The organism is Flavobacterium kochi, from assembly GCF_048286715.1.
In the GTDB taxonomy this organism is placed as follows: domain Bacteria; phylum Bacteroidota; class Bacteroidia; order Flavobacteriales; family Flavobacteriaceae; genus Flavobacterium.
Genome location: NZ_JBLVPW010000019.1, coordinates 45,945 through 72,372, shown reverse-complemented (window position 1 = coordinate 72,372; position 26,428 = coordinate 45,945). Strand labels below are relative to the sequence as shown.

Below are 26,428 nucleotides of genomic sequence, written 5' to 3'. Positions count from 1 at the left end.
TTATTTTTTACCTTTATTTTTTGCTCCAGCATGACCTCTAAAAGATCTCGTTGGTGAAAATTCTCCTAATTTGTGACCTACCATGTTTTCTGTTACGTAAACTGGTACAAATTGACGACCGTTATGAACTGCGATAGTTTGTCCAACAAAGTCCGGAGTAATCATAGAAGCTCTAGACCATGTCTTAACCACTCCTTTATTTCCACCTGCAATGTTTTCCTGAACTTTCTTGTCTAACTTATAATGAACGAAAGGTCCTTTTTTTAATGAACGTGCCATATCTTATTATTTCTTTCTACGTTCTACGATATACTTGTTACTCGGGTTTTTCTTAGAACGAGTTCTATAACCTTTAGCTGGTATTCCATTTCTTGAACGTGGATGTCCACCAGAAGAACGTCCTTCACCACCACCCATTGGGTGATCGACAGGGTTCATTGCAACAGGTCTTGTTCTAGGTCTTCTTCCTAACCATCTTGTTCTACCTGCTTTTCCAGATACAACTAATTGGTGGTCTGAATTAGAAACCGCTCCAATTGTAGCCGAACAGGTCAACAAGATTAATCTTGTTTCTCCAGAAGGCATTTTGATTGTAGCATATTTTCCATCTCTTGCCATTAATTGAGCAAATGTTCCAGCAGAACGAGCGATTACCGCTCCTTGACCTGGTCTCAATTCAATACAAGAAATAACAGTTCCTAATGGAATTCTACTTAAAGGTAAGGTATTACCAATTTCAGGTTGAGATTCAGGACCAGAAACTAATTTCTGACCAACTTTCAATCCGTTTTGAGCAATAACATACGTTTTCTCTCCATCAGCATACGCTAACAAAGCGATAAATGCAGTACGATTTGGATCGTATTCAATTGATTTAACCGTTGCAGGAATTCCTTCCTTTGTACGTTTAAAATCAATCATACGATATCTCTGCTTGTGACCACCACCCGTATAACGCATGGTCATCTTTCCTTGACTATTTCTACCACCAGAGTTTTTTATCGGCGCTATCAAAGAGCGTTCCGGCTTATCAGTTGTAATGGCGTCATAACCATTCACAACTCTAAATCGCTGACCTGGGGTAATAGGTTTTAATTTTCTTACTGACATTTTATCTTAGATATTGTTGTAAAAATCAATTGTTTCTCCTTCTTGTACTTGAACAATTGCTTTTTTAATTGCATTAGTCTTTCCACTGATTAAACCACTTTTAGTGTATTTAGTAGTTCTATCCGGTCTTACGTTCATTGTGTTAACACTCAAAACAGTTACTCCATAAGCAGCTTCAACAGCTTTCTTAATTTGTACTTTGTTTGCTTTTTTGTCAACAACAAATCCGAAGCGGTTTAAAACTTCACTTTCTTTGGTTACTTTTTCCGTTACTATAGGCTTAATTATGATGCTCATATCCTATTATTTACTTAAATTTTCTTCAATTATCTCCAAAGAACTCTCTAAAAGCACTAAATTATTAGCGTTTAATATTGCGTAAGTGCTTAATTCTAAGCTACTTACCACGCTAGAGCCTTTTAAATTGCGTGACGACAAATATACATTTTTATTTGTATCACCCAAGACAAACAGGGATTTTTTATTTTCTAACTCTAAAGCTTTCAAAACGTTGATGAAATTTTTAGTGTTTGGTGTTTCAAAATTAAAGTCTTCCAATACGATAATGTTCGCTTCTTTTGCTTTAATTGAGAAAGCAGATTTTCTTGCCAAACGTTTCAAGCTTTTATTCAATTTGAATGAATAACTTCTTGGTCTTGGTCCGAAAACTGTTCCACCACCTTTAAACAATGGATTCTTTGCACTACCCGCACGAGCAGTACCAGTTCCTTTTTGTTTTTTAATCTTACGCGTACTTCCCGCAACTTCAGCTCTTTCTTTAGCTTTGTGCGTTCCTTGTCTTTGATTAGCAAGATATTGCTTTACATCAAGGTATACTGCGTGATTGTTTGGTTCTATACCAAATACTGAATCAGAAAGTTGAACTTTTCTTCCAGTATCTTTTCCGTTGAAATCTAATACTTTTGCTTCCATTACTTCTGAATGATTACATAAGAGTTGTTACATCCAGGAACACATCCTTTTATAACAAGTAGGTTCTTTTCAGCAACTACTTTTAAAACTCTAAGGTTTTGAACTTTTACATTGTCTCCTCCCATTCTTCCAGCCATACGCATTCCTTTGAATACTCTGGATGGATAAGAAGAAGCTCCTACAGAACCCGGCGCTCTTAAACGGTTGTGTTGACCGTGAGTTGCTTGACCAACACCACCAAAACCGTGACGTTTTACAACCCCTTGAAAACCTTTACCTTTAGATACACCTTGTACATCTACAAATTCTCCTTCTTGAAAAATAGAAACATCTATAAGATCTCCTAAATTTTGTTCAGTTGCGAAATCTCGGAATTCAACGACTTTTTTCTTAGCTACAGTTCCCGCTTTTTTAAAGTGACCTAAAGCCGCTTTTGTGGAATGTTTCTCGTTTTTGTCATCGAAACCAAGTTGCAACGCTTCGTACCCGTCAACACCTTTGGTTCTGACTTGGGTAACAACACATGGTCCAGCTTCGATTACTGTACAAGGAATATTCTTCCCGTTCTCGTCGAAAATGCTAGTCATGCCGATTTTTTTACCAATTAACCCAGACATAATTATTAATTATTAATTATTAAATATAAATATAGAACGCAGCTTTTAACCGAATCCTATTTTTTTAAAGTGGTGCAAAAGTATAACTTATTTACACACAATCCTAAAAATATTTTTCGCTTAAAAACAGCGTCCCTTTTTACTCTTAAATTACTTAAACTTTGATTTCAACTTCAACTCCACTTGGCAATTCAAGTTTCATTAAAGCATCAATAGTTTTAGATGAAGATGAATAAATGTCAATTAATCTCTTGTATGACATTACTTCAAATTGCTCTCTCGCTTTTTTGTTAACGTGTGGAGAACGTAGTACAGTGAAAAGTTTTTTGTGAGTTGGCAATGGAATTGGTCCTGTTACTACTGCACCTGTACTTTTTACAGTTTTTACAATCTTCTCAGCAGACTTGTCTACCAACATGTGATCGTAAGATTTTAATTTTATTCTGATTTTTTGACTCATTTTCTTAAAGATTAAGCGTTTCCTTTTGCTTTTTTGATAACTGCTTCCGAAATATTCGAAGGAGTTTCAGCGTAATGTGAAAATTCCATTGTTGATGTTGCACGACCTGAAGATAAAGTTCTTAAAGTAGTAACATAACCAAACATTTCTGATAATGGCACATCTGCTTTAATAGTTTTAGCACCATTTCTATCGCCCATGTCATTCACCTGTCCTCTACGACGGTTGATATCACCTACGATATCCCCCATGTTTTCTTCAGGAGTAATCACTTCCATTTTCATGATAGGCTCTAAAATAACAGCACCTGCAGCACGACCTGACTCTCTGTAACCCATTCTTGCAGCTAACTCAAAAGAAAGCGCATCTGAATCGACAGGGTGAAAAGATCCGTCTAATAAAGTCACTTTCAAACTATCTACCTGATATCCTGCTAAAGGACCCGTTTTCATAGCTTCTCTGAAACCTTTTTCAACTGAAGGGATATATTCTTTAGGAACGTTACCCCCTTTTACCGCATTAATAAACTGCAATCCAACCGGAGTTTTACCGTCCACAACATCTGCTGGCTCGATTCTAAATACGATATCACCGAATTTACCACGACCACCTGATTGTTTCTTGTATGTTTCTCTATGTTGAGCAGATTTAGTAAACGCTTCTTTATATTCTACCTGAGGCTCACCTTGGTTTACTTCAACTTTAAACTCACGTTTCATTCTATCAACAAGGATATCTAAGTGAAGCTCACCCATACCTGATATAATAGTCTGACCTGAAGCTTCATCTGTTCTAACCGTAAAGGTTGGATCTTCTTCCGCTAATTTAGCCAAAGCCATACCCATCTTATCAACGTCAGCTTTAGTTTTAGGCTCAATAGCAATACCAATTACTGGCGCAGGGAATTTCATACTTTCCAAGATAATTGGGTGTTTTTCATCACACAATGTATCTCCGGTTTTAATATCTTTAAATCCTACTGCTGCTCCAATATCACCTGCCTCGATATATTCGATTGGGTTTTGTTTGTTCGCATGCATCTGATAGATACGAGAGATTCTTTCTTTATTTCCTGAACGGGTATTCAATACATAAGAACCTGCATCCAAACGTCCTGAATAAGCACGGAAAAAAGCCAAACGACCTACGAATGGGTCAGTAGCAATTTTAAATGCTAAAGCAGCGAATGGCTCTTTAACATCTGGCTTACGCAAAATTTTAGTTTGATCTTCTTCTAATAAGTCAGCATCATCAGGATGAATCCCTTCGATACCTTCTTTATCCATTGGAGATGGCAAATATTTACATACCGCATCTAACATGAACTGAACTCCTTTGTTTTTGAAAGAAGAACCGGCAATCATCGGAATGATAGCCATATCCATAGTAGCAGCTCTTAAAGCAGTGTTGATTTCTTCCTCTGTAATAGAGTCTTCATCTTCCATGAATTTTTCCAACAAATTCTCATCATAATCAGCAACTGCTTCAATAAGAATCGATCTGTATTCTTTCACTTCCGCAACCATGTCTTCTGGAATAGGCACAATATCATAAGTAGCACCCAATCCTTCTTCATGCCATACGATCGCTTGATTTTTCACTAAATCAACCACACCTTTGAAGTCATTTTCTTCACCAATTGGCAAAGTAATAGCAACTGCATTAGATTTCAACATGTCTCTAACTTGTTGACAAACCATCAAAAAGTTAGAACCCTGACGGTCCATTTTGTTTACGAATCCGATACGTGGCACTCTGTATTGATCTGCAAGTCTCCAGTTCGTTTCTGATTGTGGCTCTACACCATCAACAGCACTAAACAAGAAAACCAACCCATCAAGTACACGTAAAGAACGATTTACTTCAACAGTAAAATCAACGTGTCCCGGGGTATCGATAATATTAAAGTGGTATGGCAATGTTTCTGCCAAAACCTTACCTTGTTCCGTTGGGAAATTCCATTCACAAGTTGTAGCAGCAGACGTAATTGTAATACCTCTTTCCTGCTCTTGTGCCATCCAGTCCATAGTTGCAGCACCATCGTGTACTTCACCTATCTTATGTGACTTTCCAGTATAGAATAATATACGCTCTGTTGTTGTTGTTTTACCAGCATCAATGTGAGCAGCAATTCCTATATTTCTTGTATATTTTAAATCTCTAGCCATTTCTTATGAATTAAAATCTAAAGTGAGAGAACGCTTTATTAGCTTCTGCCATTTTGTGTGTATCCATTCTCTTTTTAACAGCAGCACCCTCTTCTTTAGCCGCAGCTAAACATTCAGAAGCTAACCTTTGAGCCATAGATTTTTCATTTCTTCTTCTAGAATAAAGTATCAACCACTTCATCGCCATAGAAATTTTTCTGTCCGGACGAATTTGCATTGGAATTTGGAATGTAGCTCCACCTACTCTACGACTACGTACTTCTACGTGAGGCATAACGTTTGTTAAAGCATCTTTCCAGATTTCTAATGATGGTTTCTCTGCATCTTGCTTTTTGGATTCTATAATGTCAATTGCATCATAAAAAACTTTAAAAGCTGTTGATTTTTTACCATCCCACATTAAGTTGTTCACAAAACGTGTTACCAATTGGTCGTTAAACCTCGGATCTGGTAAAAGTGGTCTTTTCTTTGCCGCTCTTTTTCTCATGTCTTTTTTTTAATAAAATGTCATACCCATACCAATGCGATGAATCGCATGCCTATGAGTCCAACTTTTTAAATTACTTTTTTGCTTCTTTTGGGCGTTTTGCTCCGTACTTAGATCTTCTTTGTGTTCTTCCTGCTACTCCTGACGTATCAAGCGCACCACGAACAATGTGATATCTAACTCCTGGTAAATCTTTTACCCTTCCACCCCTAACTAATACTATCGAGTGCTCTTGTAGATTGTGTCCTTCACCAGGGATGTAGGCATTTACTTCATTACCATTTGTCAAACGTACACGCGCTACTTTACGCATTGCAGAGTTTGGTTTTTTTGGTGTTGTAGTGTAAACACGCGTACAAACCCCTCTTCTTTGAGGACAAGAATCTAAAGCAACCGATTTACTCTTCTTAGTTATCTGAGTTCTTCCTGTTCTTACTAATTGTTGAATTGTTGGCATAATTAATACTAAAAATTTCTTATTATATTAAATTCCCGCTTTTTACGGGGTTGCAAATGTAGAAAATATTTTTCACTCTACAAACGTTAAACTATTAATTTTCAATAAGATTATTTTGTCATTTGATTTTTATAACAAACCACAGATATTTGCATTACATTTATTAAAACATACATGGATTTGAAACCTTTGCTCTTTTTTCTTCTCTTTTTGAATTTGGGATCCTGTTGTTCTGCTCAGAATTTTCAATTGAGACTCATTGGAAACACCAAATCAGAAACAAAAACCATCGATTCACTGCAGTACCATCCCAATCATAAAAACACAAAATCACTTCAGGACGAAATCATTCGAATAACTGCTCAACTGGCTAAAATAGGATTTATAGAAAACAGCATAACTGAAAATCTCAAAATAAACGACACCAGTTATGTGACAAAATTGACGCTCGGAAACAGAATCAAAACCATACATATATATATAGGTAGAAATAACGAAGTATACAATGCGATTGTACCCGAGAAAACGAAAGACACGATTGTCATCCGATATGAAGAAACAGAAGCCTTTTTACAGGACGCGTCACAAAAATTAGAACAAAAGGGATTTGCTTTAGCTTCCGTTAAACTGGCTAATATTCAAAATAAAAAACAAACGCTCTACGCTGATTTAGCCTTCACAGCGGACAAAAAAAGAAAATTAAATGCGATTGAAATCAAGTATGCCGAAAACAGCAATACAATCCATTTCCCCAAAGGATACCTGGCCCAAATCAATCGCAACTATCAAAACAAAATTTTCAATCAGAACATTGTCAACGAAGTGCATCATGAATTTGAAAAATTTAAATTTGCAAACCAGGTAAAATACCCTGAAATTCTATTCACAGAAGACAGCACCAAAATATATGTGTATCTTGAAAAAAGGAAGTCCAACACTTTTGACGGCTTCATCGGATTTTCCAACAATGAAAACAAAAAAATAATTTTTAACGGCTATGCAGACATCACTCTGGAAAACACCTTACGCGCAGGAGAACAATTTTCACTGTTTTGGAAAAGTGACGGAAACAGGCAAAAAACATTTAAAACCAGTATAGAAGTACCCTACGCATTTAAAAGCCCGATCGGACTCAAAGCCAGCCTTACCATTTTCAAACAGGACAGCACCTACCAAAACACAAAAACCGGAATCGATTTAGGCTATTTCATCCATTACAACACCCGAATCTATCTGGGCTACCAGGCAACCGAATCCAGTGACATTCAGAATACCAACAGCGAACAACTCCGTGATTACAAAAATTCATTTTTGACCACAGCTTTCGAATACACGAAAAATGATACTGATAATTCTTTATTTCAAAAAAAATCGACGCTCTCCCTTTTAGCCGGACTCGGAAAAAGAAATTCCAGCAACCCATCCGAAACAACAACCGCGAACAAACAATTTTACGTTCATATCGAAATGATGCATAATTTCTATTTGAATCAAAAAAACTGCATCAATCTCAGAAGTCAAAATTATTATTTGCAAAGCGACACTTACATTATAAATGAGCTATTTCGTTTTGGAGGAATCAATTCCATACGGGGATTTGAAGAAAACAGCTTTCAAGCTAACTTTTTAACATCAATTTTAACAGAATATCGGTATATTCTTTCCCCTAGTTTATACATTCATTCCATAATCGATTATGCGATCTACAAAGACAAAAGCAACAGCGCAGCAAACAACCAAAAAACGAGCTTAGCCGGACTGGGACTGGGACTCGGCTTACAAACAAAAAACGGATTACTGAAATTAGCCTTCGCAAACGGAACCATAAAAAACCAAAATTTCAATTTTTATAACACTATCATTCACATATGTTATAATGTTAAATTTTGAATGCGTGCATAAAAAATCATTTCAAATGTTAGGAAAGTTAACAAATTATTAAGATTTTTGTCTCACTAATTCAAAATATTTAAAAATGAAACTAAAGTTCAATGGATTCTTAGTGCTATTAGTAGTACTTGTGGCGCAACTAACTTTTGCGCAAGAAAGAGCTGTTTCAGGAACTGTTTCTGATAATACAGGCTTACCTTTACCAGGTGTGAGTGTATTAGTGAAAGGAACTAAAACTGGAACACAAACTGATTTTGATGGAAAATATTCTATCAGAGCAACATCAAGCCAGGTCTTGATTTTTAGCTACATTGGGATGAAAACTCAAGAAGTGGCAGCTAGTTCATCAACTGTTAACGTAAAATTAGCCAGTGGTGCACTAGAACTTGAAGGCGTTGTTGTAACGGCTTTAGGAATTAAAAGAGAAAAAAAATCTCTAGGGTATGCTACACAGGAAATTAAAGCAGCTGATTTAACAGCTGGAGCAGGAAGCGGAAATTTCTTAAACGAACTATCCGGTAAAGTTGCCGGGGTTAATATCAAAAGAAACAACAACTTTGGAGGATCCACTAGCGCAATATCCAGAGGTGTTAAAGCGCTTGGACAAACCAACGAAATGCTTATTGTTATTGATGGTATGCCAATAAACAATTCCAACACAAACTCGAATCAAGGGAATCAATCAGCTGGTAGAGGTACTACCTATGATTATGGTAATAATGCAATGGATATCAATCCAGATGACATTGAATCTGTAAACGTATTAAAAGGAGCAGCTGCTTCTGCATTATACGGTTATTTAGCTGGTAACGGGGTAATAATGATTACTACTAAAAAAGGAAAAGCTAAAAAAGGACTGGGAATTACTGTTTCTTCAGAGGTAGTAACCGGTGGTATAGACAAATCTACTTTCCCTAAATACCAAAACAAATACGGAGCTGGATATGGTCCTTTTTACGAAGATCCTTCCGGATTGTTTTTATCCAGAGACATTAACGGAGATGGTATTGACGATTTAGTGGTTCCAACATCGGAAGATGCTTCTTATGGAGCTGCTTTCGATCCTAACTTAATGGTTTACAACTGGAATGCATTTACGCCATATTCTGATAATTATGGAAAAGCAACCCCTTGGCAAGCAGCTAAAAATGGCCCAATTACTTTTTTCAACTCTCCACTTTCTATTTCAAATTCAGTATCATTTGAAGATGGAGACGAAAAAACAAGTGTTGTTTTTAATTACAACAATACCAAACAAAATGGTATTATGCCAAACAGTGAATTGAAAAAAAATAGTTTCAGTTTGAAATTAAATCATCAGTTTACAGACAAAATGGCTTTCAGTTCATTTGTCAATTATTCTCAAGAAGGTACTGTTGGTAGAAACTCTACAGGATACAATGACAATATCGCAGGAATGTTCCGTCAATGGTTTCAAACCAATGTAGATATTCAGGAATTGAAACAAGTATATGAAAGATCTGATGGACAAAACGTAACTTGGAACTGGTCTGATCCTACAGATTTAAGACCTATCTATTGGGACAACCCTTACTTTACAAGATACAAAAATTACCAAAACGATAGCAGAAACCGTTTTACCGGTTACGCTAAATTAGACTACAAACTTACTAGCTGGTTAACTGCTACAGGTAAAGTATCCTCTGATTCCTTCTCAGAATTACGTGAAGAAAGAAGAGCTGTTGGTTCTGTACCTGCAGAATTTGGAATCAATAGAAATGACGAGGGTTCTGGATATCAAAGATACAACAGAAACTTTTCTGAACAAAACTATGATTTCATCTTAACATTCAAACACGACTTTTCTGAAGACTTTACTTTCAATGGTATCTTAGGTGGAAGTGCTAAAAGATCTAATGTCACTTCAATATTGGCATCAACAGAAGGCGGACTTATCGTTCCTGGTATCTATAGTTTAACCAATTCAAAAAGCTCCGTTCCATTCCCTTTAGAAGGAGCGAATAAAGAGGGTGTAAATAGTTACTATGCATCCGTTTCATTAGGCTTCAAAGACATGTTATTTATAGATGCTACTTCAAGAAGAGATGCATTTTCTAACCTACCTGAAGGAGACAATGCATTGTTTAGCAATTCAGTTTCCGGAAGTTTTGTTTTTACAAAATTAGTTGACCAGGAATGGTTGTCATTTGGAAAATTAAGAGGAGGCTATTCTGAAAGTCCGTTAGGAACTCCAGGCTTGTCTTTAATCGACACCTATACAAAATTTGATCCTTTTAATGGTCAGCAATTGTATTCTGTAAATAATGACAAAAATAATCCAAATTTACAGCCGATTAAAACGGTTACTCAAGAAATTGGATTAGAGATGCAATTTTTCAATAGAAGATTAGGATTTGACGTATCTGTTTATAAAAATGAGAACTCAGGTGAAGCTGTAGCAGTACCATTCTCATCTACTACGGGTTATACTAGAAAATACGTTAATGCTGCTGATATTGAAAACAAAGGTATCGAGGTACAATTTAACGCTACTCCTATAAAAACACAAGATTTTGCCTGGGACATATTTGTAAACTGGTCTAAAAACAAAAGTGAAGTAGTGGCTTTGGCTCCTGGTATCGAAAATTTACAATTAAATAGTTTTCAAGGAGGAGTATCATTGAATGCCGTTGTTGGACAACCATTAGGGATTATTAAAGGAACCGATTTTACTTATTTAAACGGTGAAAAAGTGGTAGGTGCAAATGGTAGATATGTAATCAATACTTCTACAAATAATGTTATTGGAGATATTAACGCAGACTGGATCGGTGGTGTTAGAAATAAATTCACGTACAAAAACCTATCATTAGGATTCTTAATCGATATGAAAAAAGGTGGAGACATCTGGTCATTAGACCAATCGTACGGTCAAGCTACTGGTTTGTATGCTGAATCTGCACGTCTAAATGAACTAGGAAATCCTATCAGAAATACAATCGCCAATGGTGGTGGTATTATTTTACCGGGTGTAACAGCTGCCGGAGCTCCTAACACAGTAAGAACTCCTGCTCCTAACCAATACGGAAACACGCAAGGATACAGAAGACAGCCAAATAAAGCATTCATTTATGATGCAGGATTTATTAAATTAAGAGAAGTAAATATTACTTATACCTTGCCTTCAACTATTGTATCTAAAATGCACATGAATGAAATGAAATTCAGTATTGTTGGATCAAATCTTTGGATAATTGATAAAAGTCTTCCTTATGCTGATCCAGAAAGTGGATTGGGATCTACTCTTGCATCATCTGGATATTCAACAGGTTCTTTGCCTACAACAAGAAACATTGGATGTAACCTAACATTTAAATTTTAAATTATGAAAAAATTAATATTAATAATTGCATTTATAGCACTGACCGTATCATGTTCTGATGATATTACAGGCTTAAATCAAGACACAAAGAATCCTACCACTACAAAGGCTGAATTTTTATTCACCAATGCCCAAAAAGCAATTGTAGATCAAATGGTAAGCACTTCTGTGAACCTAAATGTCTACAGACTATTTGCACAACACTGGACAGAAACAACGTATCCAGATGAAAGTCAGTATGATATTACGACAAGAACCATTCCTGCTAATACCTACCAGGCATTGTACAGAGACGGTCTAAAAGATTTAGCTAACTCTAGAGCTTTACTAAATGCTGAAGCACCGATTGCAGCTGCAGACATTGCTGTTTTGAACAACAAAAAAGCAATTGTAGACATTATGATGGTATACACTTACAGTGTTTTGGTGGATACTTTTGGTGATGTTCCTTACTCAGAGGCTTTAGACCTTGAAGCGCATCCGTTACCAAAATACGATGATGCAAAAACAATCTATAAAGATTTACTTGCGAGATTAGCGACTGATGTATCCCTTTTATCATCTAGTGCTAATTTTGGAGCTGCGGATTTAATTTATGCCGGAGATGCAATGAAATGGAAAAAATTCGCCAATTCATTACGTTTAAGAATGGGTGTAAATATGATTGATGTTGAAGCGCCTTATGCAACAGCACAAATTACCGCTGCCTTAGCTTCTGGTATCATTAGTAGCAATGCTGACAATACAAATTTAAACTATTTGGATACTTCGGTTGGGAATTCTAATCCGTTGTACGCTGATTTAGTTGTAAGCCAAAGAAATGATTTTGTTCCGGCTAATACTTTAGTTAACAAAATGAATGCATTGACTGACCCTAGAAGAGCAAAATACTTCACTTTAAAAGGAGGAGTTTATGTAGGTGGTACTTATGGTACTTCAAACAGTTTTGCAAGTTTCTCTCATATTAGCGCTACGCTTAATGATCAAAAATTCCCTGGAACCATATTTGATTATGCGGAAGTTCAATTTTTGTTAGCTGAGGCTGCTGCAAAAGGTGTTGCCGTTGGTGGTACTGCTGCTACTCATTATACTGCGGGTATTACTGCTTCTATGCAAAATTGGGGCGTTGACGCTGCTGATATACTAACTTATTTGGCTTTGCCAAGTGTAGCATATGCTACAGCAACGGGTTCTGATAAGCGAAAAATTGGAGAACAAGCTTGGATTGCACTTTACAACAGAGGTTTTGAAGCCTGGACTTCGGTAAGAAGATTGGACTTCCCTGCTTTGGTTGCTCCGGCTGTAACCTATAACAACCAAACAACTGTTCCTGTGAGATATACTTATCCTTCAAGAGAACAACAATTAAATGCCACTAACGTTACTGCTGCAGCAACAGCGATCGGTGGTGATAAATTATCTACTAAACTTTTCTGGGATAAATTCTAATTATCTTCAAGATTATATTAAAACCATCCCATTTTTTGGGGTGGTTTTTTTTTATATATTTGCACCATGGAAAAAGAACACCAAATATTCGGGATCAGAGCAATAATTGAAGCCATACAGGCGGGCGCAACGGTAGACAAAGTTTATATTCAAAAGGAAGCAAGCAGCGAACTGATGAAAGACTTAATGAAAGTGATGAAGCGTGGTAACATTAATTTTTCTTATGTTCCTGTTGAAAAACTGAATCGACTTACGCCTAATAACCATCAAGGGGCAGTGGCAACCATCTCTCCTATCTCCTTTTTTGATTTAGAATCACTTATCGAATCTGTAATTGAGAACGGAAAAAAACCGTTGTTTTTAATATTGGATCAAATCTCTGATGCACGTAATTTTGGTGCAATCATCAGAACAGCTGAATGTACTGGTGTAAATGGAATCATTGTTCAAAAGGCAGGTTCCGCACCTGTAAATGGAGATACAGTTAAAACCTCTGCAGGAGCGGTTTTTAATATTCCGATTTGTAAAGTGGAGCACATTAAAGATGCTATTTTTCTGTTACAGGCCAGTGGCATTAAAACAGTAGCTGCTACAGAAAAAACAGAGCAAACCATCTACGATATTTCTTTAAACGAACCTGTAGCCATTATTATGGGATCAGAAGACCGCGGGGTAAATCCTTCGGTTTTAAAAATTGTCGATGAAAAAGCAAAACTACCGATGTTTGGAACTATCGGATCTTTAAATGTTTCGGTAGCCTGTGGTGCTTTTTTATACGAAGCGGTACGACAAAGAAGCTAAAAACAAGTTTGATTTCGCGTTACACGATATCCTTGAAAAAAATGAATTAAGACTCTGGTTTTAGTTCATTTTTTTCATTTACGACAATTGTATATTCCACAGGGAAATCAGTAGCATAGTAGGTCGATAATTCCATTGGCTCTTCCGGCGGCGGCAAATTAACGAAATTGCCATTGGCATCGAAACGCTGCATGAATTTATCTTCGTCAGGATCATACGTTGGCTGCTCCCAATCGTATTTTAGTACCTTTTTATATTCCGGCGTTTTATAAATCAAAGAAAGAGCAAAACCAGTTATCAATCCGGCCAAGTGACCTTCCCACGAAATTTTTTCATCCACTTTTGGAAAAGCATACCAAACTAAACCGCCATAAATAACCACAACAGCAAGCGACAAAGCAACCAGGCGATAATATTTTGTCTGAATTCCCTTGAAAAAAATAAAACTGACCAAGACATACACCAGGCCACTGGCCCCGATATGATAGTTATCCCTTCCTATCACCCAGGTAATAAGTCCCGAAAGTAAAATTCCAAATCCAATGACTTTGACAGCCTGCTTCGCATAAAAAAATTGCAGCGCTGCCAATAAAATCAGCAATGGAATGGAATTATTATACAAATGCTCAATGTCACTATGAATAAAAGGACTGTATAAAATTCCCTGCAAACCGGAAAATGTTCTTGGATAAATTCCATTTTCAACAAAATCAAAATCAAATCGAATTTCAAGCCAAAAAACAAACCACAGGAATACTACAAAAAAAAGCGGAAGTCCAATAACCGCGTTAGTAAATTTGAAATGATTATCCATTAGTTTTAGCTTTCGTGTTCGTACTCAATTAAACTCAAAAATTTATCCAAAAGCAATTTAATGCTAATTTGTCATACTAAAACTAAAAAGGCATTTTAATTTGTGATGCCTGGTCAAGCTGTGCACCGCTTTTATTTCAATTTTTTTAACGAGATTAAAAGACAGCGTAAGGCGCTTGAAATAGCGCCTAAGAAAAATAAATTTTGACAATCTCAGGCACATACACCTTAAAAAAATAGTAATTTTACAAAATGGAAGCACCACTTGCAGAACGCATTCGACCACTAAAACTAGAAGACTATATCAGTCAATCCCATTTGGTAGGACCAAGCGGATCATTGACCCAACAAATTTCAAAAGGAATTATTCCTTCACTTATTTTTTGGGGACCACCGGGGACCGGAAAAACGACTTTGGCACAAATTATTGCACAGGAATCAAAACGACCTTTTTATAGTCTGAGCGCGATCAATTCGGGTGTAAAGGATATTCGTGATGTTATTGAAAAAGCGAAACAAAGCGGTGGTCTTTTTACAGCAAAAAACCCTATCCTATTTATCGATGAGATTCATCGTTTCAGCAAATCCCAACAAGATTCATTACTGGCAGCTGTAGAAAAAGGCTGGATTACATTAATAGGCGCCACTACTGAAAATCCGAGCTTTGAAGTGATCCCTGCACTACTCTCGCGCTGCCAGGTCTATGTTTTAAATGCCTTTACAAAAGCTGATTTGGAAGCCCTGTTGGAGCGTGCCATGAAAACGGATGCCTTTTTGGCAACAAAAAATATTGTTTTGAAAGAAACAGAGGCGCTCTTGAGACTTTCCGGAGGTGATGGGCGCAAACTATTAAATATTTTCGAACTTGTTGTAAACGCCTCAAATGAGGCCGAGATTATAATCAGCAACGATCGTGTTTTCGAACTGGTGCAACAAAATACCGTATTATATGACAAAAGTGGTGAACAGCATTATGATATTGTTTCGGCTTTTATAAAATCGATTCGCGGAAGTGATCCAAACGGTGCCGTGTATTGGCTGGCACGAATGATTGAAGGAGGCGAAGATGTAAAATTTATAGCCCGACGCATGCTCATTCTCTCCAGTGAAGATATAGGCAATGCAAATCCTACCGCTTTTATTATGGCCAACAACACCTTTCAGGCTGTTACCACTATTGGCTATCCTGAAAGCAGAATTATATTAAGCCAATGCGCCATCTATTTAGCAACCTCTCCGAAAAGCAATGCGTCCTATCTTGCTATTGGCACTGCTCAACAACTGGTGAAACAAACGGGAGATCTACCGGTTCCCATTCATTTGCGCAATGCTCCCACCAAACTAATGAAAGAATTAGGATATGGAGAAGAGTACAAATATTCACACGATTTTGCCAATAATTTCGCGGAACAGGAATTTCTGCCAACGGAACTAAGCAACAAACCCATTTACATTCCAGGAAATAATTCTAGAGAAAACACTACCCGTGAATTCCTGAAAAATCGTTGGAAAAACAAATATGGCTATTAAAAGCAACAGCTAAGGCCTCAAAATAAAAAAGAGATTGCCTCTTTGTTTTTTTTATTTCATTGACGAGAGAATCGACAAACCACGACTTTTTCTTCATTGTTCTCAGACCCCGATCCGGCAAAATCGCACTGACCTGTCCAACACGGCCATTAGCCAATTCTATTCATTAACATCATGCAAGTTCTACAAAATACTATTGTGACTTGTTAATACAAGTGGTACAAAGAGGTTTCTATATAAGCTTCATACTAAAAGGTGATTATTATAAAATCATCAGGAAAGTGGATTCAGTTTTTATTTAATTTTTATTCCAACCCCCAATTCCAAGGCAATGTTATTAACATTACCATCCAAATAGGAGCTATTGGAACCTTTAATTGGCCAAGGATATAACGGTATATACATACGATAGGTAAAAAAATATTTTCCTAATCCTTTCTTTAAGCTATACATCAATCCATAATCCGGACTGAACGAACTGATTGCAACACTTACCTTTTTTAAATCTGGTGTTTCAACTGTTTCCTTAAAACTTGTATACCTGGCACCAGCCATTAGCAGGAATGAATATGAACTTCTTTTACTATAGCAGGTATAACCGATTCCAATTTTTTGATTTATAGAATAATTATAGTTCGTTTTTATTCCGTTAAAATCCCGCTGAAATGGATTGTTGATATTAAGAGAACTATGAGAGGCAAGCGCAAGATTGCTGTATGGATTCCATTGAACCAGATTTGAAATAAGAAAATCTGTTCCAAAATTAGTATGGATGCCAATAGCTGGCTCAATTGTTAATTGATCTGCTGTTATTTTTTTTTCTGTTACTTCAGGCATTTGCCTTTGAGCAAAACTATAGTTGCAAGCCAAAAGCAAACCAAGGAAGAATATTAAGTTTTTCGGTTTCATATAAAGAAGTGGTTGGTTTTTAAATATCATAGGTCAGCATTACCGGTTTTGAAAATAATAGTTCAGACCTTTGTCTATATTGGGATACTTCGAGCCATTATGATCCAGATTTTTTTCACTATTTTTCGTCAATTTAAGATTAGAATAGTTCTCACGAAGCGTTTGATAAAACGCCTCAAAAGGAGCTTGCATTCTACCGCTGTTTTCAGCTTCGCCTATCCCCATGAATACTAATTGCCTTCTATTCCTGTTAGTATCACGATTATCCTTTTCAAGTTGCAAAGCGACCAGATTGTCAAACCATAATGAAGGGCTGAGCATAATGTAGTTACCAAACACTTCGTTCTTCACACTAAACGCATAGACTTCAAATAAGCCTCCGTAAGAATGGCCCACAAGTACACGACTATCTCTTGTTGTATCCACGCTATAATTCTGCTCTATTTTAGGAATTATTTGGCTTTCAATAAAATGTAAAAACGCTGGACCACCGCCAGTTTTTGAACTGACTGCTGTAGGGGTATAATCGATGCTTCGATCCTTTCCATAGCCGATACTGACTACCAGCACATTATCAACGTCATATTTATCAGAAATTTCACCGCACTTTCTGGTTACAAAATCAAAATCCTCCTCTCCATCTAAAACATAGATTGTTGCATATTTTTCGCTTACTGGATTATAATTTACTGGTAAACCAACTTTTATAGTATATGACGCGCCATTATCGCTTGATTGTAAAATGAATTTTTCCGTCAAAACAGGATTGAATTCTTCATTGTCACATGCAGTCGACAAGCACACAAGAATTAGTATACTAGTAATTATCCATAGCTTTCCCGGTAACTTTACATTATTTTTCATGACTGTAATAGCATTTAATATTTAATAACGCAAAAGTAGAAGAGAAAACAGAGGAGGTGTTACATCACTTTGGGAATCCTTTATAGAATTTTGGGTTACATCTTCTGTAGGATGTAACTAAGAACATACTGTTTAAGAGCATCAAAACTCAATATAGAAAAATATTTCAAGGGTGCTTGTGGCTCCTCTGAATCCTTATAGGCCGTACATTATGGAAATAGCCCAGAAAAAACATTTTCCGTTTACTAAATTTTATATCTCTGTAACAACCACTGAGTCAAAAACAGATTTCAACTTTCTGCCCCAACCTTTTTCTATAACGCTTCCGTTATTACGTGCAGATTTGGAATCACCAGCGAACTGAATTACTTTTTTTAATACCTCACTTAGAGACTTGTTTGCATGACCTAATTCATCCAGCAAATAATCTGTATCACCTTTGCTACAATAGCAATATGGGTAACAAAAACAATAGTGAATTACTTGCTGGAGCTGTTGTTAATTTAATTCAATCTGGAATAAACGCTGGTTATTTAGCTAGCCAATTTAAAAACAAAAAGAGAAAGAAAAGGAGAAAAGCATTGTCTAATGCACAATAATTAAATTAAAAATCATTGTTATTTGGTGTTGGAACAAATGGGTGAGCATATAAAACTAGCTCGTAAACGTCGAAAATTGACTACCATAAAAGTATCAGAATGTGCTGATATTGCTCATTCTACTTTATACCTCATTGAAACAGGAAATCCAAGCGTAGCTATGGGAGCCTATTTTAATGTATTGCGTCTCTTAGGTTTACAAAACGACGTTTTAAAACTGGCAGCTGATGATGAATTAGGTCATAAACTTCAGGATCTTGCCTTATTAAAATAAAAACACTAAAAGAGCTAAAAAGGCTGGTACCAAAAAAGACATTTATGTTTATGCACGTTGGCAAAGTAGGCCTGAACCTAAACTAATCGGAATACTATCTGCTTTACTAGGAAAAGGTAAAAAAGATTTTAGTTTTGAATATGATAAGGATTAAATAAAAACCTAAGTCTGTTTTTGCAATTAAGCTTCCAAGATCGTATTTTGGCAATAAGAGAATGACATGTGTACATTGGAAGAATTTAAACTGTGAAAATAATATTTCGACGAGTATGCGTAATAATTTATCAGTCTTTCATAAAATCTAAACTATCAATAATTTTACCTTTTTCATAGGTTTTAATACTAAACAATCTTCCTTTATCATCATAATAATGCCAATTTCCAAAATAATACCAATGATCACCGTTTTTATCACTTTCGATTTTTGTGTAACCTTTTTTATTCAACTTCCCGTTTGGGTAATAATATCTAGTATTACAAACATCTTTTTTATATTTTTCTTTTCTAATCATTTTTCCATTATAAAAAAAATGCCAAGTCCCTTTTTCTAATCCTTTATGGTATTTTCCTCTAATTTCATAGATATAATCCAAAGTATCAATTGTTATCCATTTACCTTCTCTTTCATTATTTTTAATTTGATTAATTTTAGTTTTACAACTAAAAAAAAACAAACAGATAACAACAATGTTTAAAAATAATGGCCGATGAGTCATAACATTTTTTTTAACTCTTTATAAAAATCAAATTATCTAAAATTATCAAATGTCGAAAGTATAAAGAAGAAATGGAATGTAGGTACAGTAATAAAAATCTTTAACAAAGAAGGGTGTTTATAAGCAAAGTATGTTAAAAATTATAGATTGTTGAATACTTGTTTTGTATCTTCTTTCATCAGGTACAATCATTCATTATTTCTCAGATCCTCCATGTATATTTGAAAAGTCTGCTCGCCGGTATAACTTATGTTGCGCACGAGGCAAAAGAGTGTTTTACTAATAGTGCTTCAGGAAAACAGTACGGCAATAAAACACAGGAAGAATTGGAGTAAAGCACCACCTATGAAAGAAAAATAGAAAATATTTTAGAACAGTCAAATTTTTAGAGAGTCATCATAAACAATAAAAATTCTTCCCAGTCCTATATTGGAAACCATCGACTATAAACATCTAAAATCAAGGCGTAAATTGTACCTTTCATACAATGAAATATTTACGTAATAATAGTTAAAAATAAGATATTCAAATCACAATACTTTAAAACCAAGGTTTTTTTAATTTAAAAATTTACTTATTTAAAGATCTTCATTAACACAAACAATTTTATACTAATCTGCCAGAAATTCATTAGATTTTTCAAGATTACCTGCTGCCAAGAAAGAGGCTATCCGAAAAGTAATTTTCGGACAGCCTCAGTTTTTAGTGTTATAATACTATAAATAGTTGATTTTCTCTAAATGTCATATGAAAGAGCCAGCTAAACACATCGATACATTACACCTTCTTGGATTACTTTTTCTTTAATATCATATTTATTTAGTACTTTTCCATAATTTCCATTATCTTCCTTGCCGGTTCTCGTATTTCAACAGCTCGACTATTTAAATAGGCTTCAATATCCCTCTCACTTAATGCTTTTATTGCTACATAATAAGGTGCTAATACCGTTTCAAGGCCTTTGGCTTCAAGGATGCTTAGAAACCAATTACCATATCCTAATTTAATAACAACCGCACCAAAACGCCACCAATCATCTTGGGTAGAAACCGGAAGAGATTGTTCTACTTTATTAAATGCCTTTTCAAGATCTTCTTTTGCAATACCTTCATTTCTCTTATATAATTCAAATAGAGTTTTATTTAGCCAATAACTATCCGCAGTCATTTCATCAATTTCTAATTTGCTAAAATACTCATGAGCCTCAGCAAGCTTATTCATTTTGTCTCTATATAAGAATACTAAATTGTATTTTGGCATATTTGAATCTAATTGTAATTCGATTGCCTTTTTATATGCTTTTTCTGCTTTTTCATAATCTTGCAAGTGGTCTTGATATAGATTCCCTAAAACATTCCAAACAGCCGAATTATTTGGATTAAGTTCAATTGCTTTTAAATATGCTTTCTTTGCTTTATCATAATTATGCAAATTTAGCATATATAATACTCCTAAATTACCCCAAGCTTCTGAATCATTCGCATCCAATTCAACAACACTCAAATAAAGTTTTTCAGCTTCTTCATATTTTTTTAATTCTGAATGACAGAACAATGCTAAATTAAAAAGTGAATTAGTACAAGTTTTATCAATTTCTATTGCTTTTAAATAAGCCTCCTCAGCTTTATCATTAAGTAAAAATTCATGCCAATAAAGGTTTCCTAAATTATTCCAAGCTGCTCCAATTTTGTCATTTAATTCGATTGTTTTTAAATATGCATTCTTAGACTGTAGATTTTTATTTAAAATTTGATAGATATTTGCTAAATTAAACCAAGCTTCGAAATTCTTTTCATTTTTCCCAATCTCTTCTAATAAGTGCTTTTCAATATTTATATATTCTTGATTCTTTTGGTTATCTACATTTACATCGTTCTCTAAACCAAACTGTTCATAAATACTAGGATTTTCTTTTACTTCATCCCTTAAGTCTTTATGACATTTATCTTTAAGTTGTTTTTTTAAGTTTTTGTCTTTCACTACTTCTGCCATTCCAAAATTTAAAGTAATATGATTAAGACTTCGACTTTCTCTTAATAAACTGTTCATTGCAACAGTATGCAAATCGTCTCTATAAAAAGTTTCCAAAAACTTCGACAGACAATAAAGCTCTTTCTTTTGTCTGCGACTACTTCGACGCATTAAAAACCAAATATTAAAAAAACGTTCACTAATTTGATAGGCACTCCCTTTAGCTTTGTATGCATCTAATTTTTCAATCCAGCCTAATTCTACTAGTCTTTTTAATTGAGGAGAAAGCTGATTGTTTTCAAGTCTTGTTTCGGTCCTTAATTGTGCCAAATTCATTGGATCCCAATGCAAAGCTACTGCATCAACAATAATTTGCATTTGCACAGATAACTCTTCAAATCTTGCTTTGTACAGAGGTGTTATTTCATCTAACAACGCCTCTAGATCATCATTAATTTCTTTTGAAAATCCTTTTATAATAATCTTGAATAGTATTACAGCTGTTCGTGGATTTCCACCAGTAAGTTGATGAATCGTTTTTAGACGGGCTATCTCTTCATGAATATCTTTTAAAATTTCTTCTGCATTAGTAACCTTTGCTAAATTATTCAAAACTTCAAGAAGCTCTTCAAAACTCAACTTATTTAAGTAACTAATTTGAAAGGCATCATAAAAAGGCGCACCATAATTGTAAGTTTCTTCAATTTCTACAGCACTTGCCCCGACAAGAATTGGCGCATCATTTTGCATGAGCCATGCACGTAACGTATGTTGCTCATTTTTATCTAATCTATCAAAAATAAAGCTCATGTTATCAATTAACAATACAGCTCTTTTATTAATTTTTTTAGATATCTGAATCAAAAATTGGAATGCTTGCTTAGCTAGATCTTCTTCATCTTTAATATTCTCAAGCTCTTTAACTTTTGAATCAATTAATCTCACTTCATCTTTCTTTTTTAGTACCTCCAAAACATCTGCCATTGCATCTAAACTGTTTAACCAAAATTCAGATAGTTTATTTAAGTTGTATTGCTCTTCAGGAAAAAGTAATGGAATAAATTTAGAATTGTCTTTCCTCAATTCCACCTCTAACCTTTTCAACAAAGTACTTTTTCCCATCCCTCTTTGACCAATAAACAAATAGTGTTGCGGAATACTGCCTGGCTTTTCCTTATTGATTTTATCAATCAATAATTGAAAATATTTTTGCCGTACAACAAATAAACTTTCTACTGTTTTATCATCCAATCTCTGTGGATTGTATAGGCCTAATTGACTTAATGATATATGTTTTACTTTATCCATTATTTTGAAAATCTTTTATACCAAAAATCTCTTAAAAGAGGAGAGCGAAAACTATATTTTGACTCTTCTTCAATTATATAACCATCATTTTGCAACATATATAAAATCTTACTTAAAATTGGATCTGTTTTTTCTTGATCATTAACCTTAGTATTTAAGAACGATAAAAGCACACTTCTACTTTCTCCCTCTTTATTATTCGAAAGTCTTTTTAGCAATTCTCGTGCATAATTCTCTAGTTGATTATATTCGTTCAATCGTTCTTCCCAAGTATTAAGATGTTTCTCGCTTATTAACAAATTATAAGCTTCATCAACAGTTTTAATTGCAATTTCTTTATCTTCAACCTGCACTAAATGATAGAATTTAAAAAATAAAATCTGTAGAAAGTAAGGAAGTAACCAACCTAATTTATCTAATATATATTCAATTATTTCATCCGAAAGTACAATCTCATCTGATTTCGCTAATTCTTCCAACATTTTTTTTGCTTTATCTCTTTTAAAGGCTCCAATTGGATAAGGATCAACATCATTAAGAGTATGACTCAACTGATGTTGACTTGTAAAATTATCAATACCTACAGAACTACAAAATATCCAACGAATTTTAGTCCCAGAAATCTGTCTAAAACTTCGCAACCAATTTAAAAAGAACTCAGCGTTCCTCTTTCCATTAGTTGGATCGCTTTCCATAAAACTATTTAACAGTACAGTTACTTCGTCGACCATTATTAATGTATCTTCTCCATGATTTAGTAACTTTTTTAAATTATCATAAGAGTCTTCTTTGCCTTTCTGGTATTCAAAACTACCTTTTACACCAAATGCTTCTCCCGAAAGTTTAAATCCAGATAATACCGTTTCAATTAATTCAGAAGATTTGCCTTTTGTCTTTTCCCACCAATCTTGTTTCTGCAATTCTTTTATAAAAACTTTCAAAAATCCCTCCTCAGATTTAATTTCTTCTAAATTGATTTCCATTGAATTCCACCCAGCATCTTTAGCTTGTTGTATTACTTTTTTTGCTAAAGAAGATTTACCAACTCTTCTTGGAGCAGAAAGTACTATTGAATTTCCTTTCTGAATATGTTTCCATATATATTCTAATTCTTTTTCTCTCCCAAAGAAATTATTTCCCTCTACTGGAGAACCCGTTATATTGTCAATCATAATTATACATTTTAGACACGTAAATATATATACAAAATTGCATATATACAAAATTGCATATATTATTTTAACATAAAATTAAAACTAGGTTCTGAATAAGGCGAAATCTCACCATATGTCAATAATGGTATTAATTTGAGAGTTCCGGAAAACCGTACAAATGATGCAAAACTAAAAAATACATTTGGCTCTTAACTTTAAATATGCAATTATGGCATCATTACATGAGATCAGATGTATCAACAAATCTGACAGGACAAACATTCATGAAGGAATCGTGAATATCGGAGGCATTAATCCAGACGGAAACCGTTGGAAAATCAGCCAAACAGAGGCAATTTCTGCTATTGAATCCAACAAATGGAATTTTTACGTAGGGCAAGGAAACAGCAGGATTGACGTGATAATTGCAGTCAGCGAAGCAGGCTACAAGTACCTCAAGACTAAAAACGACACAAGTACAAACAATAATCTTCTGAGCCTGCCTGAATGTCCTGCTTAAACAAAAATTATTGACTATCGCAACCTGTTGTTCCTTTATAAGTGCTTCAACAATTTCAACAAACATTAATGCTTCTTAAACTAATTTAGGTTCGAAATTAAATTAAAGTATATTTTTCGGCCTGTAAAATCAATCCTATTACAAAACTAGCGTCAAATTAAAAACTATTACCCCAGATCTGGTTCATTATTTTATTATAGTGGTAAATTGTCAATATCTTCTCCTAGATCACAAATTTCATCTAAATCGATATCTTCTAACACAACAGCGTCATTTTTGTTAGGTGGACTTTCAGTCTGATAAAGATTTACTTCTGCTCGTGTAATAGCAACATATTTAAGACATTTTTCTTGATATAATTGCCATTCCAACATATTTTCTTTTTTATATGGTAATTCATCATAACCAATTATAAACACGTTTCTTTTTTCTAATCCTTTTGCTCTATGAATTGAAGACAATATCACAGAGTTTTCATCTTTACAATCCATTAAGTTTTCTATGTATTCAAATAAGTCATTCAATGTTTTAGCATTCTGATTATGAAAAAAACATGTTTCAAGGATATTAATACCATCTCCTAAACTTTCTAGTTTTTCATAATTAGCTGGATTATTACCTAGCTTACTTTCAGCACTTTTATATATCAGTTGTAAATGATCCGGCAACACTTCATAATATTTTTGACTATAGAGTTTGTTATTGTCTATTATATCCTTTAAAGATTTCAATATTTCATTTTTACCAATTATTTTACATTTGATATTATGATACAAAAGTTTGAAAACCACTTCAAACAAATTGTAATTATGTCTTGACAAAACAAAATCACCTTTTTGTATATGCTTGGTTATATCATCAAATTTTATCCTTGCGATCTTTGATTCAAAAGAATTAGTAGTGGTAATATCTGGTCTAATCTCTTTAGCTAATTCTACTATATCACTTGAACACCTAAAGCAATTTGTAAGTTTAAACATTTTAGGTTTAAAGAAAATTTTAATGTTATTAAAAGATTCTGGTGAAGCCCCTGCAAAACCATAAATTGATTGAAATGGGTCACCCACTGCAAAAAATCTTCCGTCTTTTTTGAGATATTTTGTTATAGTTTTTAGTTGAGCATTTGATAGGTCCTGACATTCATCAACAAATACAACATCAAATAGATCTGATGAACGTAGCTTAAACTCACAAGGTAAAAAAATCATGTCTGCATAGTCATAGACACCTAATAATTTTGCCTTTATATTTCCATCAGATATAGCCAGTTCTACCAATTTTCTATATAGCTCCAATAGTTGGGAATTATTTGTGTCAATATCTATAGCATATTTTTCTACCAATTTTTGAAAGACACTTTCACCTTTTGCATAGCTTAATGTATATCTTAACAGATCAATTAATCTATAATAATTTGAATAAAATGTTTTATAAAAAACATCCGGCTCTTCTTTTTTTTTCTCTTTGTAGTATATCCCCTTTATTTCGTCAAAATACTTTGTGAATTTCGTGGATTCTTCATAGTTGTTATCTTTATCTTTTTTTAATTTTTCATTTAGAATATTATAATATTTTGACTTATCAAGATTAGGATTTCTATTAAATATCTCAAAATGATACTTCAAAATCCCAAGGCCTAATGCATACGTAGTTTTAACAATTACATTTTCTTTATTGATAGTTTTTTTATTTATTTCCTCTTGAATTTTTTTGTTGAATGCACAAAATAAGATTTTGCTTTTTTTATCAATATAATCAATTCCATTTACAATTGTACTGGTTTTTCCAGACCCAGCCACGGCATCAATCATTCCATTTTCTTTACCATTTTTAAAGAAATCAAAAATTTGTTCTTGTTCAAGAGTTGGTTTAAAAGGCATGATTGTAAATATTTAGAGATGAATCATCTGATTTTAAATATACATAATAGATATTCCGACGAAAGTACCCCACCATTCCGCGCTAAAGGTCGCCATTTATTCCGGAGCAAAGTACGCCAGTCAAACCGTCCTTTATCATCACTAAGTAAAGATGATATTTTTCAAAGTTAATAAA

24 protein-coding genes are annotated in these 26,428 nt (G+C 34.4%); 8 read left to right on the top strand and 16 right to left on the bottom strand.

Annotated features, from left to right (window positions below):
- The 9 genes from rpsS to rpsL form a co-directional block, all read right to left on the bottom strand.
- Window positions 1-279 (bottom strand): 30S ribosomal protein S19, encoded by a 279-nt coding sequence (gene rpsS, locus ACNQGH_RS16530; RefSeq protein WP_007136562.1) that lies wholly within the window; start codon window positions 277-279, stop codon window positions 1-3.
- Window positions 280-285: 6 nt separating this feature from the next.
- Complete coding sequence (rplB, locus tag ACNQGH_RS16525; RefSeq protein ID WP_417957128.1) at window positions 286-1,110, bottom strand: 50S ribosomal protein L2; 825 nt, start codon at window positions 1,108-1,110, stop codon at window positions 286-288.
- A 6-nt stretch (window positions 1,111-1,116) separates the two neighbouring features.
- Complete coding sequence (gene rplW / locus ACNQGH_RS16520) at window positions 1,117-1,407, bottom strand: 50S ribosomal protein L23 (RefSeq protein WP_104000023.1); 291 nt, start codon at window positions 1,405-1,407, stop codon at window positions 1,117-1,119.
- Window positions 1,408-1,413: 6 nt separating this feature from the next.
- Window positions 1,414-2,043 (bottom strand): 50S ribosomal protein L4, encoded by a 630-nt coding sequence (rplD, locus tag ACNQGH_RS16515; protein WP_073018943.1) that lies wholly within the window; start codon window positions 2,041-2,043, stop codon window positions 1,414-1,416.
- Window positions 2,043-2,660, bottom strand: coding sequence for a 50S ribosomal protein L3 (gene rplC / locus ACNQGH_RS16510; protein ID WP_039110224.1), 618 nt, complete (start codon window positions 2,658-2,660; stop codon window positions 2,043-2,045). Before rplC ends, rplD begins: the two co-directional genes overlap by 1 nt.
- Window positions 2,661-2,814: 154 nt before the next feature.
- A complete protein-coding gene (rpsJ, locus tag ACNQGH_RS16505) occupies window positions 2,815-3,120 on the bottom strand; it encodes a 30S ribosomal protein S10 (RefSeq protein ID WP_011963470.1) in 306 nt (101 codons plus the stop codon).
- An 11-nt stretch (window positions 3,121-3,131) separates the two neighbouring features.
- On the bottom strand, window positions 3,132-5,288 hold the full coding sequence (gene fusA, locus ACNQGH_RS16500; protein WP_417957127.1) for an elongation factor G: 2,157 nt from the start codon (window positions 5,286-5,288) through the stop codon (window positions 3,132-3,134).
- 10 nt (window positions 5,289-5,298) lie between these two features.
- The gene (gene rpsG / locus ACNQGH_RS16495) at window positions 5,299-5,775 is read right to left on the bottom strand and encodes a 30S ribosomal protein S7 (protein ID WP_035668130.1); all 477 of its coding nucleotides are present in this window, start codon (window positions 5,773-5,775) and stop codon (window positions 5,299-5,301) included.
- Between the two features lie 73 nt (window positions 5,776-5,848).
- Window positions 5,849-6,232, bottom strand: a complete 384-nt coding sequence (rpsL, locus tag ACNQGH_RS16490; RefSeq protein WP_007136570.1) for a 30S ribosomal protein S12 — start codon at window positions 6,230-6,232, stop codon at window positions 5,849-5,851.
- A 174-nt stretch (window positions 6,233-6,406) separates the two neighbouring features.
- Between rpsL and ACNQGH_RS16485 the strand changes: the two genes are divergently transcribed.
- The 4 genes from ACNQGH_RS16485 (at window position 6,407) to rlmB (ending at window position 13,715) form a co-directional block, all read left to right on the top strand.
- Window positions 6,407-8,122, top strand: coding sequence for a BamA/TamA family outer membrane protein (locus tag ACNQGH_RS16485; RefSeq protein ID WP_417957126.1), 1,716 nt, complete (start codon window positions 6,407-6,409; stop codon window positions 8,120-8,122).
- An 85-nt stretch (window positions 8,123-8,207) separates the two neighbouring features.
- Window positions 8,208-11,465 carry a SusC/RagA family TonB-linked outer membrane protein gene (locus ACNQGH_RS16480; protein ID WP_417957125.1) on the top strand — a complete coding sequence of 1,086 codons (3,258 nt, stop codon included), beginning with the start codon at window positions 8,208-8,210 and terminating at the stop codon, window positions 11,463-11,465.
- A 3-nt stretch (window positions 11,466-11,468) separates the two neighbouring features.
- Window positions 11,469-12,914: a SusD/RagB family nutrient-binding outer membrane lipoprotein gene (locus ACNQGH_RS16475; protein ID WP_417957124.1), complete on the top strand. Its 1,446-nt coding sequence runs from the start codon at window positions 11,469-11,471 to the stop codon at window positions 12,912-12,914.
- 66 nt (window positions 12,915-12,980) lie between these two features.
- The gene (gene rlmB / locus ACNQGH_RS16470; protein ID WP_417957123.1) at window positions 12,981-13,715 is read left to right on the top strand and encodes a 23S rRNA (guanosine(2251)-2'-O)-methyltransferase RlmB; all 735 of its coding nucleotides are present in this window, start codon (window positions 12,981-12,983) and stop codon (window positions 13,713-13,715) included.
- A gap of 46 nt (window positions 13,716-13,761) precedes the next feature.
- On the opposite strand, the gene ACNQGH_RS16465 is transcribed toward rlmB, so the two are convergent.
- The gene (locus tag ACNQGH_RS16465; RefSeq protein ID WP_417957122.1) at window positions 13,762-14,529 is read right to left on the bottom strand and encodes a rhomboid family intramembrane serine protease; all 768 of its coding nucleotides are present in this window, start codon (window positions 14,527-14,529) and stop codon (window positions 13,762-13,764) included.
- Between the two features lie 251 nt (window positions 14,530-14,780).
- On the opposite strand from ACNQGH_RS16465, the gene ACNQGH_RS16460 reads away from it, so the two are divergent.
- Entirely contained in the window at window positions 14,781-16,058 is a 1,278-nt protein-coding gene (locus ACNQGH_RS16460) for a replication-associated recombination protein A (protein ID WP_417957121.1), read from the top strand.
- A gap of 294 nt (window positions 16,059-16,352) precedes the next feature.
- Here the strand turns inward: ACNQGH_RS16460 and ACNQGH_RS16455 are convergent, their stop codons facing one another.
- Window positions 16,353-16,967, bottom strand: coding sequence for a hypothetical protein (locus tag ACNQGH_RS16455; protein WP_417957120.1), 615 nt, complete (start codon window positions 16,965-16,967; stop codon window positions 16,353-16,355).
- Between the two features lie 39 nt (window positions 16,968-17,006).
- Window positions 17,007-17,765, bottom strand: a complete 759-nt coding sequence (locus ACNQGH_RS16450) for an alpha/beta hydrolase (RefSeq protein ID WP_417957119.1) — start codon at window positions 17,763-17,765, stop codon at window positions 17,007-17,009.
- A gap of 521 nt (window positions 17,766-18,286) precedes the next feature.
- On the opposite strand from ACNQGH_RS16450, the gene ACNQGH_RS16445 reads away from it, so the two are divergent.
- Both ACNQGH_RS16445 and ACNQGH_RS16440 read left to right on the top strand, forming a co-directional pair.
- Window positions 18,287-18,430, top strand: coding sequence for a hypothetical protein (locus ACNQGH_RS16445; protein WP_417957118.1), 144 nt, complete (start codon window positions 18,287-18,289; stop codon window positions 18,428-18,430).
- Window positions 18,431-18,455: 25 nt separating this feature from the next.
- Window positions 18,456-18,704, top strand: coding sequence for a transcriptional regulator (locus ACNQGH_RS16440; RefSeq protein WP_417957136.1), 249 nt, complete (start codon window positions 18,456-18,458; stop codon window positions 18,702-18,704).
- 284 nt (window positions 18,705-18,988) lie between these two features.
- On the opposite strand, the gene ACNQGH_RS16435 is transcribed toward ACNQGH_RS16440, so the two are convergent.
- The 3 genes from ACNQGH_RS16435 to ACNQGH_RS16425 all read right to left on the bottom strand — a co-directional run bounded on the left by ACNQGH_RS16435 (window position 18,989) and on the right by ACNQGH_RS16425 (window position 23,871).
- Window positions 18,989-19,420 (bottom strand): toxin-antitoxin system YwqK family antitoxin, encoded by a 432-nt coding sequence (locus ACNQGH_RS16435; protein WP_417957117.1) that lies wholly within the window; start codon window positions 19,418-19,420, stop codon window positions 18,989-18,991.
- Between the two features lie 819 nt (window positions 19,421-20,239).
- Window positions 20,240-22,699, bottom strand: coding sequence for a tetratricopeptide repeat protein (locus tag ACNQGH_RS16430; protein WP_417957116.1), 2,460 nt, complete (start codon window positions 22,697-22,699; stop codon window positions 20,240-20,242).
- Complete coding sequence (locus tag ACNQGH_RS16425; RefSeq protein ID WP_417957115.1) at window positions 22,699-23,871, bottom strand: nSTAND1 domain-containing NTPase; 1,173 nt, start codon at window positions 23,869-23,871, stop codon at window positions 22,699-22,701. Before ACNQGH_RS16425 ends, ACNQGH_RS16430 begins: the two co-directional genes overlap by 1 nt.
- 211 nt (window positions 23,872-24,082) lie before the next feature.
- On the opposite strand from ACNQGH_RS16425, the gene ACNQGH_RS16420 reads away from it, so the two are divergent.
- Complete coding sequence (locus tag ACNQGH_RS16420; RefSeq protein ID WP_417957114.1) at window positions 24,083-24,373, top strand: DUF3892 domain-containing protein; 291 nt, start codon at window positions 24,083-24,085, stop codon at window positions 24,371-24,373.
- 194 nt (window positions 24,374-24,567) lie between these two features.
- Here ACNQGH_RS16420 and ACNQGH_RS16415 read toward each other — a convergent pair whose 3' ends face one another.
- Window positions 24,568-26,253, bottom strand: coding sequence for a UvrD-helicase domain-containing protein (locus ACNQGH_RS16415; protein ID WP_417957113.1), 1,686 nt, complete (start codon window positions 26,251-26,253; stop codon window positions 24,568-24,570).
- Between the last annotated feature and the right edge of the window lie 175 nt (window positions 26,254-26,428).

Bases quoted from the DNA above. Each gene is read 5' to 3' on its own strand.
- ACNQGH_RS16485 (WP_417957126.1), top strand. From the start codon at position 6,407: ATGGATTTGAAACCTTTGCTCTTTTTTCTTCTCTTTTTGAATTTGGGA.
- rpsJ (WP_011963470.1), bottom strand. From the start codon at position 3,120: ATGAGTCAAAAAATCAGAATAAAATTAAAATCTTACGATCACATGTTG.
- ACNQGH_RS16415 (WP_417957113.1), bottom strand. From the start codon at position 26,253: ATGCCTTTTAAACCAACTCTTGAACAAGAACAAATTTTTGATTTCTTT.
- ACNQGH_RS16465 (WP_417957122.1), bottom strand. From the start codon at position 14,529: ATGGATAATCATTTCAAATTTACTAACGCGGTTATTGGACTTCCGCTT.
- ACNQGH_RS16435 (WP_417957117.1), bottom strand. From the start codon at position 19,420: ATGACTCATCGGCCATTATTTTTAAACATTGTTGTTATCTGTTTGTTT.
- rplC (WP_039110224.1), bottom strand. From the start codon at position 2,660: ATGTCTGGGTTAATTGGTAAAAAAATCGGCATGACTAGCATTTTCGAC.
- rpsG (WP_035668130.1), bottom strand. From the start codon at position 5,775: ATGAGAAAAAGAGCGGCAAAGAAAAGACCACTTTTACCAGATCCGAGG.
- rpsS (WP_007136562.1), bottom strand. From the start codon at position 279: ATGGCACGTTCATTAAAAAAAGGACCTTTCGTTCATTATAAGTTAGAC.
- rlmB (WP_417957123.1), top strand. From the start codon at position 12,981: ATGGAAAAAGAACACCAAATATTCGGGATCAGAGCAATAATTGAAGCC.
- ACNQGH_RS16460 (WP_417957121.1), top strand. From the start codon at position 14,781: ATGGAAGCACCACTTGCAGAACGCATTCGACCACTAAAACTAGAAGAC.
- ACNQGH_RS16430 (WP_417957116.1), bottom strand. From the start codon at position 22,699: ATGGATAAAGTAAAACATATATCATTAAGTCAATTAGGCCTATACAAT.
- ACNQGH_RS16455 (WP_417957120.1), bottom strand. From the start codon at position 16,967: ATGAAACCGAAAAACTTAATATTCTTCCTTGGTTTGCTTTTGGCTTGC.
- rplD (WP_073018943.1), bottom strand. From the start codon at position 2,043: ATGGAAGCAAAAGTATTAGATTTCAACGGAAAAGATACTGGAAGAAAA.
- ACNQGH_RS16475 (WP_417957124.1), top strand. From the start codon at position 11,469: ATGAAAAAATTAATATTAATAATTGCATTTATAGCACTGACCGTATCA.
- rplW (WP_104000023.1), bottom strand. From the start codon at position 1,407: ATGAGCATCATAATTAAGCCTATAGTAACGGAAAAAGTAACCAAAGAA.
- ACNQGH_RS16480 (WP_417957125.1), top strand. From the start codon at position 8,208: ATGAAACTAAAGTTCAATGGATTCTTAGTGCTATTAGTAGTACTTGTG.
- fusA (WP_417957127.1), bottom strand. From the start codon at position 5,288: ATGGCTAGAGATTTAAAATATACAAGAAATATAGGAATTGCTGCTCAC.
- ACNQGH_RS16445 (WP_417957118.1), top strand. From the start codon at position 18,287: ATGGGTAACAAAAACAATAGTGAATTACTTGCTGGAGCTGTTGTTAAT.
- ACNQGH_RS16420 (WP_417957114.1), top strand. From the start codon at position 24,083: ATGGCATCATTACATGAGATCAGATGTATCAACAAATCTGACAGGACA.
- rplB (WP_417957128.1), bottom strand. From the start codon at position 1,110: ATGTCAGTAAGAAAATTAAAACCTATTACCCCAGGTCAGCGATTTAGA.
- rpsL (WP_007136570.1), bottom strand. From the start codon at position 6,232: ATGCCAACAATTCAACAATTAGTAAGAACAGGAAGAACTCAGATAACT.
- ACNQGH_RS16425 (WP_417957115.1), bottom strand. From the start codon at position 23,871: ATGATTGACAATATAACGGGTTCTCCAGTAGAGGGAAATAATTTCTTT.